This window comes from Oscillatoria salina IIICB1 (assembly GCF_020144665.1).
In the GTDB taxonomy this organism is placed as follows: domain Bacteria; phylum Cyanobacteriota; class Cyanobacteriia; order Cyanobacteriales; family SIO1D9; genus IIICB1.
This window is the reverse complement of record NZ_JAAHBQ010000007.1, coordinates 39,360-53,180: the sequence shown is the minus strand read 5'-3', so window position 1 is coordinate 53,180 and position 13,821 is coordinate 39,360. Positions and strand designations below refer to the sequence as shown.

General features: G+C 43.3%; 9 protein-coding genes. 2 read left to right on the top strand and 7 right to left on the bottom strand.

Annotated elements, in window-relative coordinates; all coding sequences use genetic code 11:
• Positions 1-29: 29 nt before the first annotated feature.
• Both G3T18_RS02480 and G3T18_RS02470 read right to left on the bottom strand, forming a co-directional pair.
• Positions 30-1,607, bottom strand: a complete 1,578-nt coding sequence (locus G3T18_RS02480) for a pentapeptide repeat-containing protein (RefSeq protein ID WP_224408939.1) — start codon at positions 1,605-1,607, stop codon at positions 30-32.
• Positions 1,608-1,756: 149 nt separating this feature from the next.
• Complete coding sequence (locus tag G3T18_RS02470; protein WP_224408938.1) at positions 1,757-2,215, bottom strand: transposase; 459 nt, start codon at positions 2,213-2,215, stop codon at positions 1,757-1,759.
• Between the two features lie 345 nt (positions 2,216-2,560).
• Between G3T18_RS02470 and G3T18_RS02465 the strand changes: the two genes are divergently transcribed.
• On the top strand, positions 2,561-3,400 hold the full coding sequence (locus tag G3T18_RS02465; RefSeq protein WP_224408937.1) for a prephenate/arogenate dehydrogenase: 840 nt from the start codon (positions 2,561-2,563) through the stop codon (positions 3,398-3,400).
• 92 nt (positions 3,401-3,492) lie between these two features.
• Here G3T18_RS02465 and tkt read toward each other — a convergent pair whose 3' ends face one another.
• The 3 genes from tkt to acpP all read right to left on the bottom strand — a co-directional run bounded on the left by tkt (position 3,493) and on the right by acpP (position 7,443).
• Positions 3,493-5,505, bottom strand: coding sequence for a transketolase (gene tkt / locus G3T18_RS02460; protein ID WP_224408936.1), 2,013 nt, complete (start codon positions 5,503-5,505; stop codon positions 3,493-3,495).
• Positions 5,506-5,846: 341 nt separating this feature from the next.
• Positions 5,847-7,103: a beta-ketoacyl-ACP synthase II gene (gene fabF / locus G3T18_RS02455; RefSeq protein ID WP_224408935.1), complete on the bottom strand. Its 1,257-nt coding sequence runs from the start codon at positions 7,101-7,103 to the stop codon at positions 5,847-5,849.
• Between the two features lie 91 nt (positions 7,104-7,194).
• The gene (gene acpP / locus G3T18_RS02450) at positions 7,195-7,443 is read right to left on the bottom strand and encodes an acyl carrier protein (RefSeq protein WP_224408934.1); all 249 of its coding nucleotides are present in this window, start codon (positions 7,441-7,443) and stop codon (positions 7,195-7,197) included.
• Positions 7,444-7,682: 239 nt separating this feature from the next.
• On the opposite strand from acpP, the gene G3T18_RS02445 reads away from it, so the two are divergent.
• Complete coding sequence (locus G3T18_RS02445) at positions 7,683-8,591, top strand: CoB--CoM heterodisulfide reductase iron-sulfur subunit B family protein (RefSeq protein ID WP_224408933.1); 909 nt, start codon at positions 7,683-7,685, stop codon at positions 8,589-8,591.
• On the opposite strand, the gene G3T18_RS02440 is transcribed toward G3T18_RS02445, so the two are convergent.
• Both G3T18_RS02440 and G3T18_RS02435 read right to left on the bottom strand, forming a co-directional pair.
• Positions 8,588-10,867: a CHASE2 domain-containing serine/threonine-protein kinase gene (locus tag G3T18_RS02440; protein ID WP_224408932.1), complete on the bottom strand. Its 2,280-nt coding sequence runs from the start codon at positions 10,865-10,867 to the stop codon at positions 8,588-8,590. The genes G3T18_RS02445 and G3T18_RS02440 overlap by 4 nt on opposite strands.
• Positions 10,868-11,055: 188 nt before the next feature.
• The gene (locus G3T18_RS02435) at positions 11,056-13,662 is read right to left on the bottom strand and encodes a GAF domain-containing protein (protein ID WP_224408931.1); all 2,607 of its coding nucleotides are present in this window, start codon (positions 13,660-13,662) and stop codon (positions 11,056-11,058) included.
• Positions 13,663-13,821 lie beyond the last annotated feature (159 nt).

Sequence of the window (13,821 nt, the reverse complement as noted above, 5' to 3'; positions counted from 1 at the left end):
AGTCTGAAAACCAATTCAGTCAGGACTTTCTAGCCTTGGTTAACTTGCTCTGGTTCGTCTAACTCTCGGATAAATTCGATCGCCGTTTTCACTGAAGGTAAAGTCGCCTCGGAGGAGCGAGACTGAGAAGTTTTTTTCGCCCGGTGATATAAGTTAGATTGCTGCATTAAACGCTTACCAAAAACTGGACGACGATAGATTTCTAGAGTTTGGTCATTCGAGTTAGTTAAAACTGTTTGAGTAGGAGCTTGGAAAAAATTAGCACTTTCAGCCGGAAGACGATCCAAGTTAGGAAGCTCAAATTGGTTGAGTTTAGCGATCGCTCGATTTAAAGAGATACTGATTTGTTTAATCCTTTGATATTTCCTGAGACTGAGAACATTTCGATCTTGAGATTGTAAAGTATGAACCAAAGCAATTAAATTGCGATGGCTGGCTTGTGCGTCAGCGAAGGGAATTACTGCTAGATAAGCAGTAGTAAAAAGTCGGTCATTGCTATCGACGCTAAAAGTTATCGCCGTGCGTCGAGAACTTACTTCAATTGTTGGAGGTCTTTTAATTCCTGGATACAGAGAAACAATTTGTTGATAAATAGAAGCAATGGCGACATGAGCGTGGAAATCCAAAGGAGCATCAATGAGAATTTCCACTGTGGGTAAAGTTTCATTAAAAAACTTTTTCGCCCTTTCGGAAGTAAAATGATAAATCTCGCTGCGATCGCCTTCTGGGGACAAATCAACCCACTCACAAGTCATTCCTTCGGTTTTTAAGCCAAAGCGAGAAACTGCATACAGTTTAGCCCCTGTCAGCGTCGCCCCGGTTAAATCTGCTCCTACCCAATCAGCTTTAATTAACCTTGCCTGAGTCAAATTAGCATGAACTAAACTCGCATTCAGTAAATTAGCATTAGTCAAATCTGCCCCAATTAAACTAGCTCCGCTTAATTTAGCTTCGCTCAAATCTGCCCAACGTAACGAAGCCCCGCTCAAATCTGCCCAACGTAAATTTGCTCCTCGTAAATCTGCTCCATTGAGATCCGCACGACTCAAATCTACTTGGCGCAGTTCTGCTTCCCTTAAATTAGCAGCACTTAGGTCGCAACGGCATAAATTAGCCCCATTCATGGTTGCTCCCTCTAAAATAGCTGAAGTCAGGAAGGCACCGCGTAGATTTGCTTCACTTAAATTGCAGCCGCTCAGATTCGCGTATCTCAGTGTTGCCTCTCTTAAATCTACCCCATTGAGATTGGCATTTCTGAGATTTGCGCCACTAAGTTCAGCACGAATCAACTCAGCCCGAATTAAAGCTGCTTCAATTAATTCGGCTTCCCCTAAATCGGCGCGAATTAAATTAGCTACATTAAGCACTGCTTGATTTAATTTTGCTCGTGAAAGATTGATTCCGCTTAATCGAGCCACATTTAGTTTGGCTCGTTCCAGGTTAGCACCGCTCAAATTTGCACCACTGAGGTTGACTACATTTAGGTTAGCCTCGCTCAAATTTGCACCACTGAGATTAATACCGCTCAGATTTGCTTCACTAAGATTGACATTAGCAAAGTCTCTGACTCCGGCGGCATATTTACCACCAAGTTCTGTAACGTTCATCGAAAAATAAGGCTTCCTTCTTGTTTTAGGTTTTCTAGAGGGATTGTTTGACTCTCTGTTTGCATCGTGGACAATCTGGGGAAGTCCAGTGAGGTGATACTGCTATTGTCACTTTTCCATATTTATGAGCAAAATATTCCGGTCATTTTCTAAACTTTGACTATCCTGCCTCGGAAAAAGTTAAGGTCATCGGTTTCTTGATATTTTAATTTTTCTTTTTCTTTTTTGTCAGCAAAGTTAACAGTTTTTTGATTTTCAGATAACTGAGAATCTATTGATTTGTACTCAGCAGAGTGACTGTTTTGCTTGAATCGAGTCCCACCTTTTTTCCCTTTTACTTTCTGCCGGCAGTTTGCGGAAAAAGGACTGATAGCACACCAGGTTCTTTCTGCTGATGCTTGTTTGGCTTGGGAGTTTAGTTCTTGGGCAAAGCTAAACTCTTTGGCTAATACTGCACAATATTTATTGAGGTCGTACTTATTAATACCTCGGTTATCTATCCAGTATTGCAAGCACTGATTACGAACGAACTGAGCTGTTCGGAGCGTCTCATCAATAGCAACATATTGAGTTTGCTTGGCTTTTACTTTAAACTCAAAAACTATCATTTTATCGACCTATTTGATAGTATTTACATTACCATACTTGATACAGAAAAGTAATTGAGGCACAAGGGGCATCCTCGTTGTCAAAGGACGAAGTTTTCCCGCGCCATTTTTCTGCTAATATTTTAAACTTACACTCAAAGGGAAATATCTAGAACAGTGTAATTACTGTACTCACAGAGCCAAGTAAAAACGATTGAAGGCATTTTGGGATTAATTACCGGAAAATTTGGCTCTCAGGATAGAAGTAACCAACTCAGGTGTAAAATGCGGTGACGTTCTCTCCAGATTTACAATTGTCCCGAATCGGAATTGTTACACCAAGCGCTACCGAGGGAAATTTGACAGATGAAAATAGGAATTGTTGGGCTAGGGTTAATTGGCGGTTCTTTAGGTTTAGAATTGCGATCGCACTCCTGGGAGACGATCGGGGTTTCTCGCTCCCGACGCACTTGTGAAATTGCCCTTGAGAGGGGTGCGGTCGATCGTGCTAGCGTTAGTTTACAGGATTTAGGCGCAGTGGATATTGTTTTTATTTGTACGCCGATCGCGGCGATCGCTCCGACTGTGGCTAAACTAAAAGATTATTTGGCTCCGGAAACTATTGTCACTGATGTGGGTTCGGTTAAGCTGGCAACTACTCAAACTTGTACCAGTTTGTGGCAAAATTTTGTTGGCGGACATCCCATGGCGGGAACAGCCGCACAAGGTATCGAAGCGGCTCAAAAGAATTTGTTTCTGGATGCACCTTATGTGATTACTCCTATTGAATCTACTCCGGTTGCAGCAATTAAAAAGGTAGAGGAAGTTGCGATTTCTCTCGGTTGTAAGGTTTATTTTTGCAGTCCCGAAGAACACGATCGCGCTGTGAGTTGGATTTCTCACCTCCCAGTGATGGTAAGTGCAGCTTTGCTTGCTGCGAGTCTGGGCGAAACTAATCCCACTGTGTTAGCATTAGCCAAAAACTTAGCCAGTTCTGGTTTTCGGGATACCTCGCGCGTCGGTGGTGGCAATCCCGAATTAGGAGTAATGATGGCAAAATATAATCGTCCGGAAGTTTTGCGATCGCTTCATAACTACCGCGAAAATCTCGATGAAATTATCCAACTCATCGAAGAAGAAGATTGGTCAAAACTCGCGCAAATTCTCCACTCTACTCAACAAGCACGACCAGATTTTCTATCTTAACTCTTGCAAGTAAGCCAATAAACTTGTAGAGACGTTGCGTGCAACGTCTCTACAGTAAAATTAAAAACTAAATCGAGAAAAACTTAGCAAATTTATCCCAACAATTTCTTAGCTTGAGCCACCACATTATCAACAGTGTAGCCAAACTTTTCTAAAGCCACATTACCAGGAGCAGAAGCACCGAAGCGATCGATGCTGATACTAGCACCTTCAGCACCAAAATAACGACACCAACCGAAGCTAGAACCTGCTTCAACAACTAAACGCTTCTTCACGCTAGCAGGTAAAACAGACTCCTTATACTCGTCGCTTTGTGCTTCAAACAACTCGCAACTCGGCATCGAAACCACACGAACTTTCTTACCCTCAGCCCGTAATTTTTCGGCTGCATTGACGCACAAATGTACTTCCGAACCAGTACCGATTAAAATTACTTCGATTTCTTCAGGAGGATTACCACAAGAAAGCACATAAGCGCCCTTAGTAGTATTTTCAATCGAACTTCCAGCTAAATTCGGTAAACCTTGTCGCGATAAAGCGATTAAAGTAGGGGTATCGCGACTTTCGATCGCTGCTTTGTAAGCGCCAGAAGTTTCGTTACCATCGGCAGGACGGATAACTACTAGATCGGGAATTGCACGTAGCGAGGGAATATGCTCGATTGGTTGGTGTGTCGGACCATCTTCACCCAATGCTACCGAGTCATGAGTCATTACCCAGATTACACCAGCATTAGACAATGCCGACAAGCGAATCGATGCCCGCATATAATCAGTAAAGACAAGGAAAGTAGCACCGTAAGGAATTAACCCCGAACCATGTAGGGCGATACCGTTACAAATTGCGCCCATTCCATGTTCGCGGACACCAAAACGCAGGTTACGGTTTTCGTAAGCGCCTTTTTGGAAATCTTTATCTGATTTGAGTAAAGTTTTGTTAGAAGGAGCCAAATCCGCCGAACCACCAATAAGTTCCGGTAAAACTCCTGCTAAAGCATTGAGAACTTTACCAGATTGGTTGCGGGTAGCATCTTTCTTGTCTTCGGGAGTATAAGTAGGCAGAACTTTATCCCAACCTTCAGGTAGTTCGCCTTTCATCATCCGCGCTAAGACAGCAGCTTCTTCAGCATATTCACTCTGATAACGAGTCCAAAGACTGTTCCACTGTTCTTCGTACTTCGCACCGCGATCTACAGCTTTGTGGAAGTGCTTGAGTGCATCTTCAGGAACTTCAAATTCTGGGTATTCCCAACCCATGTGTTCGCGAGTCGCTTTCACTTCATCCGCACCGAGGGCAGATCCGTGAACATCATGGGAGTTAGCTTTGTTAGGAGAACCGTAACCGATCGTAGTTGTAACCTTAATTAAAGAAGGCTTATCGGTAACAGCTTTAGCTTGTTCGATCGCTTTGTGAATTGCGTCGAGGTCAGTATTACCATTTTCCACGTGCTGAACGTGCCAACCGTAAGCTTCAAAACGCTTACCAACATCTTCAGTAAAAGCTAAATCCGTCGAACCATCAATAGAGATGTGATTATCATCGTAAAGGGCAATTAATTTACCCAGTCCTAAGTGTCCAGCCAGAGAACAAGCTTCTCCAGAAACACCTTCCATGTTGCAGCCATCACCCAAAATCACATAGGTATAGTGGTCTACAAGCTCGATATCTGGTTTATTAAATTTAGCAGCCAAATGAGCTTCTGCCATTGCGATGCCGACACCGTTAGCAATTCCCTGTCCCAAAGGTCCTGTCGTTACTTCCACGCCAGGAGTCATGAAATTTTCCGGGTGTCCGGGGGTTTTCGACTCCCACTGACGGAACTGCTTAATATCATCAATAGTCACGCTGTCGTAACCAGTCAGATAAAGCAAGGCATACTGTAACATACAGCCATGACCAGCCGAAAGGATAAAGCGATCGCGATTAAACCATTGGGGATTTTTGGGATTGTAGCGCATCAAGCGATCCCAAAGCACAAACGCCATTGGAGCAGCGCCCATCGGCAACCCTGGATGACCAGAATTTGCTTTTTCGACAGCGTCAATTGCTAAAAAACGGATTGAATTAATGCAAAGTTCTTCGAGTGATTGAGTAGCAGCGACCATAATTGTTTCTGTTAAACTGAACTACTAGTGCGCGATCGCACGCGCAAAAATCTGGTGTAACAAGGGTGACAAATAGCTTATTAGGGTTGGTTTTGTCAACGTTTACCCTAAGTTTATAGCTGTGGATGCCCCAAGCGTCATTTCCATCATCCCATCCTTCGGGAGTGGCGGACAAGACTAGCTAATTTTCAGGTAGGAGATGGCGATCGGGTAATGGGGTTTGGGATCGATAAATTTGATGCCACTGATTCAACTATTGAAAAAAAATCAATAATCTCTCTACAGTTCATTTCTTGCCGATCGAAAAGGCAATTACCCCATTACCGAATGCCATTGTCCGATTATCCGCGCCTGTATTTCTTAAAAGCTAAGGTAACATTATGACCGCCAAAACCAAAAGAATTAGACAAAGCTACTTCTACAGTTTGGTTGCGGCTGTTATTCGGCACGTAATCCAAATCGCATCCAGGATCGGGATTAGCTAAATTAATCGTCGGCGGAAGGCGATCGTTAACGATCGCCATCGCTGTCGCCACCGCTTCGATACCTCCCGATCCTCCCAACAAATGACCTGTCATCGATTTGGTAGAACTAATTGCTACCTTATAAGCACTTTCACCAAGAGCTTTTTTAATTGCCTTAGTTTCAGTTACATCATTAGCTTGGGTACTAGTACCGTGAGCATTAATGTAATCAATTCGATCTGGAGTGAGATTAGCATCTTTGAGAGCTAGCTCAATTGCCCGAGTAGCGCCTCGTCCATCTGGTACTGGCGAAGTCATGTGATAGGCATCACAAGTCATACCATAACCCAAAATTTCCGCGTAAATTTTCGCATTACGAGCAAGAGCGTGTTCTAATTCTTCCAACAGGAGGATACCAGATCCTTCTGCAATGACAAAACCATCGCGAGAGCGATCGAAAGGACGACAGGCGTGAGTCGGATCGTCATTGCGGGTGGACAAAGCCCGCGCTGCGGCAAAACCTGCTACTGTCAAAGGTGTTATGGCTGCTTCTGCCCCACCGCAGAGCATCGCTTGAGCATACCCTCTCTGAATCAAGCGAAAGGCATCACCAATAGCATGAGATCCAGCCGCACAGGCAGTTACAGTACAAGAATTAGGTCCTTTTGCTCCGGTATGAATCGCCGTCAAACCTGCTGCCATGTTAGCAATCATCATTGGTACCATGAAGGGACTACAGCGATCGGGACCGCGAGAAAGATACACTTGTTGTTGCTCTTCCATGACTTTGATGCCGCCAATGCCCGTACCAATTAGTACACCTATCTGTTCTGCATTTAGGTCGTTGATGACAAATTCTGCGTCAGCAAGTGCCTGCGTGCTGGCGGCTATGGCAAACTGAGCAAAGCGATCCATTCGTTTTGCTTCTTTGCGTTCCAAGTAGTCGTGGGGATCGAAACCCTTGACTTCACCAGCAATTTTACTAGCATGGTGGGAAGCGTCAAATGAACTAATCAAATCAATCCCATTGCGCCCCTCGATCAAACCTTCCCAATATTCGGAGAGGTTGTTTCCAATCGGGGTAATCGCACCGAGACCCGTGACAACAACTCGTTTTAGTGGCAAATTTGTCATGATTCTTGTGTTATGAGGATATTTTCCCTCAGAATGCAGCTTGATGGAGAAAATATTGGTTTAGCGACTAAGCGCTCTTGAAGCACGATCTTTATGCTGAGGCTGCCACTTTGTCACTAATGTGGTCTACTGCTTTGCCTACGGTGTCAATTTTCTCTGCTGCTTCGTCTGGAATTTCGATATCGAATTCTTCTTCTAGAGCCATTACCAATTCGACGACATCTAGGGAATCTGCTCCTAAGTCATTGGCAAAGCTGGCTTCAGCTTTTACTTGTTCGTCATCAACTGCTAATTGTTCGACAACGATGTTCTTGACTCTAGCAAAAATTTCTTGGTTCATAAGTCTTTTTCAACCTGGATAAGCGAACTGATTGTTTTAAGCTTGACAGTTCTTTTGCATTTTTCATCTTATCGGAAAGAGGTACGTTCCAAGCAATGGTTTCACTGGAGGCGAGCTGATCGGGTGAGCGGTTAATCTGTGAAAGCAAATTTTCTGTTTTGCCCAAAAGCCGAGCTAAAAAGCGATGATAGAAGAGCGATTGTGAAAATAATTGACTTAAGCTAAATAGATCTTTTGTTATGTCCGCAAAAATGCTTCAATACGCATATTTCCCTGGCTGTGTTGCTCAAGGCGCTTGCCGCGAGCTTTATTTGTCTACAGCAGCAGTTGCGAAAACTCTGGGAATTGAGTTGATTGAGTTGAAAAAGGCTGCTTGTTGTGGTTCGGGTACTTATAAGGAAGATTCTCAGCTTTTGGAAGATACGGTTAATGCTCGTAATCTGGCTTTGGCTGAATCATTGAATTTGCCTCTTTTGACTCATTGCAGCACTTGTCAGGGTGTGATTGGTCATGTTGATGAGAGTTTGAAGGAATCTCAACGAAATAATCCTGGTTATGTAGCGCAAATTAATGAGTTATTACACGCAGAAGGTTGTTCTCCTTATCGCGGTACTACGGAGGTTAAACATTTACTTTGGGCGCTAGTTGGTGATTATGGGTTGGATGCTCTGCAAGCTAAAGTTACGCGCCAGTTAACGAATTTGAAGTGTGCTTCTTTTTACGGCTGTTATTTACTTAGGGCGCAAAAATCGCTGCCTGATGACGATCCGTTTAATCCTCAGTCAATGGAAAATGTTTTTCGTGTGGTTGGGGCTACGGCTGTGGATTATTGCGGACGTACTCAGTGCTGTGGTTGGCCGATTTCGAGTTATGCTCGGGAACAGTCTTTTCAAATGGCTGGCAAACAAGTGGAAGCGGCGATCGCGGCTGGTGCTGATTGTTTGGTGACTCCTTGTCCTTTGTGCCATCTTAATCTTGATTCTCGTCAGCCGGAGGTTTCTCAGGTGATTCAACGTCGGTTGGGTTTACCTGTTCTCCATTTACCTCAGCTTGTGGGTTTGGCTTTGGGGATTACGCCAAAAGAGTTAGGCTTAGATCGCCACGTGGTTTCGACAAAGCCTGTTTTGGCAAAGTTAGGTGTCAGTTAAGGCAATTCCTTGAGTACCTCAGCCGCAGATTGATATCTTTCCACAAAGTGATAGCAAACCATTTTGTCAATAATTTTTGCTAATTCTTCACCAACATTTACTAAATGTCGCCATTTGAGATTACCTGTGTGGCGATCGCATTCTAGTTGATTTGGACGTAATCCGGTGAGTGCATTAATGGCAATGACTCCCAAAGCATAAATATCGCTGCTAAAATTTGGCTGTCCTGCTAGTTGTTCGGGTGGTGTGTAACCTCGCGTCCCGATCGCGACTGTAAGTTCTGGATGTCTGGCGTTATGTTGGTCTTGGGGTTGAATTTCTTTAACTGCGCCAAAGTCGATCAAGACTAAGCGATTTTTTTCTGAGTCACGAATAATATTACTTGGTTTGAGGTCGCGGTGAATTACGCCGCGATCGTGGATATAAATGAGAATTGATAAAATTTCTTTGAGCATTTCGATGGTACGGGTTTCATCGAAAACTCCGGAGTTGGATAATTCTTCACTAAGAAGCTGTCCGGGGATGTATTCTTCAACTAAATAGAATTCTTGGTTTTCGGTTTCAAAGTGAGCTAAGAGTCGGGGAATATGGGGATGATTGCCCAGTTTTTCGAGAATTTCTGCTTCAGTATGAAAAAGTCTTCTTGCTACTGCTAAGAAGGTGGGATCTCGATGAGCGGGTTGTAATTTTTTGACGACGCAATCGGGATAACCGGGACGGTGGGTATCTTGGGCGAGATAAGTAGAGGCAAATCCTCCTGCACCAAGGGCTTCGGTAATTTTATATCGTCCGGCGAGTAATGAGCTAGTTAAAGAGAAACTTGTTTTCCAAATTGCATCCGCAGAAGCGATCGCGGTATTTTCGTCTTCTTCTGCTTCGGGGGGTATTCCGGTGATTTCACTATGACTGGTATAACTGTGTGTCTGGCTGGGTACTGAGGAAGTGTTTTCTCTTTCTTTTAAAAGTTGTTGCAGTAGGGCGATATCTTTGGTTTGTTGTTGAATTTGACGGGCGATCGCTTGACGTTCTTTGCTTTCTTGATTAGCTGTGTAGGCTAGGACACCACCTGAACTGCCGATTAATCCTAATACTGATGGTACTACTGGTAGCCAAGCTCCGAGGACAAAAGCACTGGCTGTGGTTCCTAATAACACTACTAGCGTTCCTGTTTCGGCGATTGCTAGCTGTAGGGGATGACGCGCCCGATAACCAACGATTCCTCCTAAAAACGACCAACTACAAATCCAAATTATTTCTACCCAGTCTGACCAATACCACAGCAAATTTCTTTCTCCTAAAGCTGCACTGATAATTTGACTGGTTAATTGGGCGTGAACTGCTACCCCAGGCATTTTTTGACTTTCGGCGCGACCTGCACTGAAGGGGGTGTAAAAGGCATCGTCGATGCTTTTTGCGGTTACGCCAATTAAAACGATTTTATTTTTGATTTGTTCGGGAGAAATCTTCTCTTGGAGTACATCATCTAATGTGATGCTGGGCGCTCCGTATCCCCAAGAGCGATAATTGAGGAGAATTTGACCGCCTCGGTTGTCTATTTGGTTATAACCTCCTGAATTTGGTTCTAGTAATTTGAATGTTTTTGTCCCGAAAAGTAGATCGTTGGTTGAGGTTTTTTCTGGTTCGATACCGAGGGTTTGGAGATAGCGTCTTGCTAGTTGAAAGCTTAGGGCTAAAGGACTAGTACAGGGAGAGTTTTCGCCAATTTGCTGAAATATTAGCCCTCGGCGGACAATCCCACCTGGATCGACGACGATATCGGCAAAGCCAACTTGGTCTTTGTCAATTGCACTTGGTGCAGGTACCCCAGGACTATCTTTGTCGCTTTCTTTACAAACTAAAATTAGGCGATCGCTGCCTGAGATCTGGGCTGTGAATTCGGCGTGACCTGGTTCTACGGGCAAATCTCGATAGATATCTAAGCCTATTGCTACTGGATCGTGTTTTTTGAGATTTGTCAAGACTTGATGGATTAATCGATCTGATAGGGGCCACTGCTGTTGTTGTTGAATATTGGCTTCTGTGACTTCGACAATCAGCAAGCGATCGTCTGGTGCTAGTTCTGGACGCAAACGCATCATTTGGTCGTAGGCGCTTAGTTCCCAGGATTCTAGCCAACCGACGTTTCTCGCTGCCAAAATACTGGTGGCGATCGCGCCGATAATTCCTAACAGAGGAATCGTTTGGGTAACATTTTTTAGTTTTCGGAACCAGAATTTCTTCATCTGCTGGTTGTCGAAGCTAATCATCTTGGTCATTTGTCATTTGTTCTCACTGATGTGCCTGACTAACGAGCGGTAAATCAACAAATCCACATCTTCTCCCTTGACAAAATTTTGATTTTGTGGTAATGGAGAAGGTTTGAAGTTAGTTTTGCTGGCGATCGACAAACAACAAACTACCAAAGATAAATAGAGAAAAATTAACAGAAGTGAAATTTTAGTCTTTACTTCGAGGTTAGATCCCAAACACCATCCCAATCTTCAGGAGGAGAATTTTGGAGAAAATGCTGACAACGTTCGAGATGGAGTTTAGCGGCTTTGTTGCTACTGTCAATTTCCATAACAGTAGCAAATTGAGCGATCGCCAAGGCAAATTTACGATTGAGGTAGTATTCCCGTCCCTTGTGATAAAGTTCAATAATTTGCTCTGTATCTGAATCAATCGGGTCATTTTGCAAACCGACTAATTCATAAATAGACACTGGTTGTTTTTTCCCCTTAACCCGAATGCGATCGAGTTCGCGTACTCTGATTTTTTCGGTACAGGGACGGTAAGTATATTCTGAAAGAACGATATCACACCCGTATTGTTTAGACGCACCTTCTAGTCTAGATCCCAAGTTTACCCCATCGCCAATCGCCGTAAACTCCATTCGTTTACTAGAGCCGATATTACCGCTAATCACCGAATCAGAGTTTAACCCAATACCAATTTTAATCGGTTCTTTCCCCGTACCCAGACGACGAGCATTAAACTCAATCAAACGTTGACGCATCTCCAAAGCAGTTTGCACAGCTTTCCAAGCGTGATCGTCGAGAGGTAGAGGCGAACCAAAGACTGCCATAATTGCATCACCAATATATTTATCGAGAGTACCTTTATGCTTAAAGATTGCTTCGACCATACTCTCAAAATACTCGTTGAGCATACCTACCACTTCTTCCGCCTTTAATTTTTCCGTGAGGGTAGTATAGCTACGAATATCGGAGAAAAGAACCGTAACTTCTTTGCGATCGCCACCTAACTTCGCATCTCCGAGTTTGAGTAATTCTTCTGCTAACTCTTGAGTCATGTAACGATACATTGTACTCTTAAGGCGCTTTTCATCAGAAATATCATCCATTACCACCAGCACCCCAGAAACCCGATCGCGATCGCCCACATCTGTAATCGAGTTAATCGAGATATTTACGCTATGTTGGTCTGCGGATGCTGAAATTAAAGTGCGATCGGGGTAATATTGTTCTCGCTTGTGCAAATTTCCCGTTGCGTGTAAGGCTGTTTGGAACCACTCAGAAAAGTTACCTTCTTTCATGGTAATTAGTTCAGTAATTTCATTACCTTCTAACTGTTCGTCTTCTGGTAGCCCTAATAATTCTTTGGCTTTTTCATTAGCAGCAATAATTTTTCCTGACTTATCAGTAGAAATCACCCCTTCAGTTAAACTACGCAAAATATCGCGTTGCATTTGTTCTTGGCGCTTAACTTCAGCAAAGAGTTTCGCATTTTGCAAAGCTACACCAGCTTGAATATTAAAAGCCTTCATAAATTCTTGATCGCTGCGATTAAAACTAGCTTTCCAACAATCAGGTGCTTGGGGCCAATCTTCAGGATTGTAAGGAGGATAATTTCCTTGTTTTACCTTGTTAACCAACTGAGTAACACCAATCAATTTGCCATCGGAATTGTATACTGGCATACACAGTAAGCTACAAGTCCGATAACCATTTTCTGGGTCAACCTTTTTCGAGTTTTCTGAATCAGGATGGTTGTATAAATCAAAACCAATATTGAGAGTTTCTCCAGTTAAGCCTACCTTTCCTGCAAAACCAACACCTAGAGGCACGCGTAATTCCTTTAAACTTCCATTTGGGAGAGGAATTTTCGTCCAGAGATCGCCTTTTTCTTCATCAATCAGCCAGAGAGTGCTGCGATCGGCATTCATCAACTTCTTAGCTGCATCCATGACTGTTTTGAGGGTTGAGTCTAAATCTAAGCTACTCTGAGATAGCGAGTTAGTTGCTTCGATCAGTGCATTAGCCGCCCGTTGTCTTTGAGTAGCTTTATAGAAAGAGCGAGATGATTCGAGAATCAAGCGAATTGAAGGAGCAAAGTCTTCAAAAACTTTGATATCCTTTTCGGTAAAGCCTTGTTTAGAAACTCTTTCATCTAAAGTTGCTTCGGGATCGTGAGGCGATCTGAGCTTATTAATTAACTGTACAACTGCCACCAACTCCTCTGCATCATCTAATAAAGGCAGAGCTAACATTGTGTAAGTACGATAATTATTTTGGCGATCGTATGCTTGAGCGGCAAGGGAGCGAGGATCGTTGTAAAAATCGTAGGGAATATTAACTATTTTTTTGAAGGTTGCGACTTCCCCAGCGATTCCTTTATCTTTCGGAATCCGAATTTCTAAAGTTTGCCCTTGTTCTCCTTTAGCAACGATGGAAACAAGTTCGTCTTGATCGTCATCTAATAAGAAAATAGAAGTGCGATCTGCGCCTAAGAGTTCTCCTGTTTTGAGTGCGATCGAGCGCAGCATTTCGTCGAGAATAACATCAAACCCTTGACTGTCAAGTACGCTATCGAGCATAGACAGGGTTTGATTGACTACCTGAAGTTTATGTTCGACATCTGTAACAACTTCTTTAAAGGTTTCTTGATTTAGGGGAGCGAGAAATGCTGAGAAAGTGCCACTAGTAGTAACAATTGCACTACTGGATGTACTAGAATTTTGATTGACATTTTCCTCTGCTCCTGCGGGAACTATATCTATTGTTCGCTCAACACTTACTTTGGAAGAAGGTCGGGAAGATGCAGCAGTCATATTCTTTTAGTTAGTAATGGGTAATAATTGCTTGGTTAGTGAGTATCGTATGAATTTTACTCTTAATGTAGTTGTTTTTCTCGAACATATGGGAGAAGTTACTCCCTAGTTTACTCGTTGAAACGAAAATTGCACCTTAGTTGTTCATGAATGTTTGTT

Bases quoted from the DNA above. Each gene is read 5' to 3' on its own strand.
- G3T18_RS02480 (WP_224408939.1), bottom strand. From the start codon at position 1,607: ATGAACGTTACAGAACTTGGTGGTAAATATGCCGCCGGAGTCAGAGAC.
- G3T18_RS02470 (WP_224408938.1), bottom strand. From the start codon at position 2,215: ATGATAGTTTTTGAGTTTAAAGTAAAAGCCAAGCAAACTCAATATGTT.
- G3T18_RS02465 (WP_224408937.1), top strand. From the start codon at position 2,561: ATGAAAATAGGAATTGTTGGGCTAGGGTTAATTGGCGGTTCTTTAGGT.
- tkt (WP_224408936.1), bottom strand. From the start codon at position 5,505: ATGGTCGCTGCTACTCAATCACTCGAAGAACTTTGCATTAATTCAATC.
- fabF (WP_224408935.1), bottom strand. From the start codon at position 7,103: ATGACAAATTTGCCACTAAAACGAGTTGTTGTCACGGGTCTCGGTGCG.
- acpP (WP_224408934.1), bottom strand. From the start codon at position 7,443: ATGAACCAAGAAATTTTTGCTAGAGTCAAGAACATCGTTGTCGAACAA.
- G3T18_RS02445 (WP_224408933.1), top strand. From the start codon at position 7,683: ATGTCCGCAAAAATGCTTCAATACGCATATTTCCCTGGCTGTGTTGCT.
- G3T18_RS02440 (WP_224408932.1), bottom strand. From the start codon at position 10,867: ATGACCAAGATGATTAGCTTCGACAACCAGCAGATGAAGAAATTCTGG.
- G3T18_RS02435 (WP_224408931.1), bottom strand. From the start codon at position 13,662: ATGACTGCTGCATCTTCCCGACCTTCTTCCAAAGTAAGTGTTGAGCGA.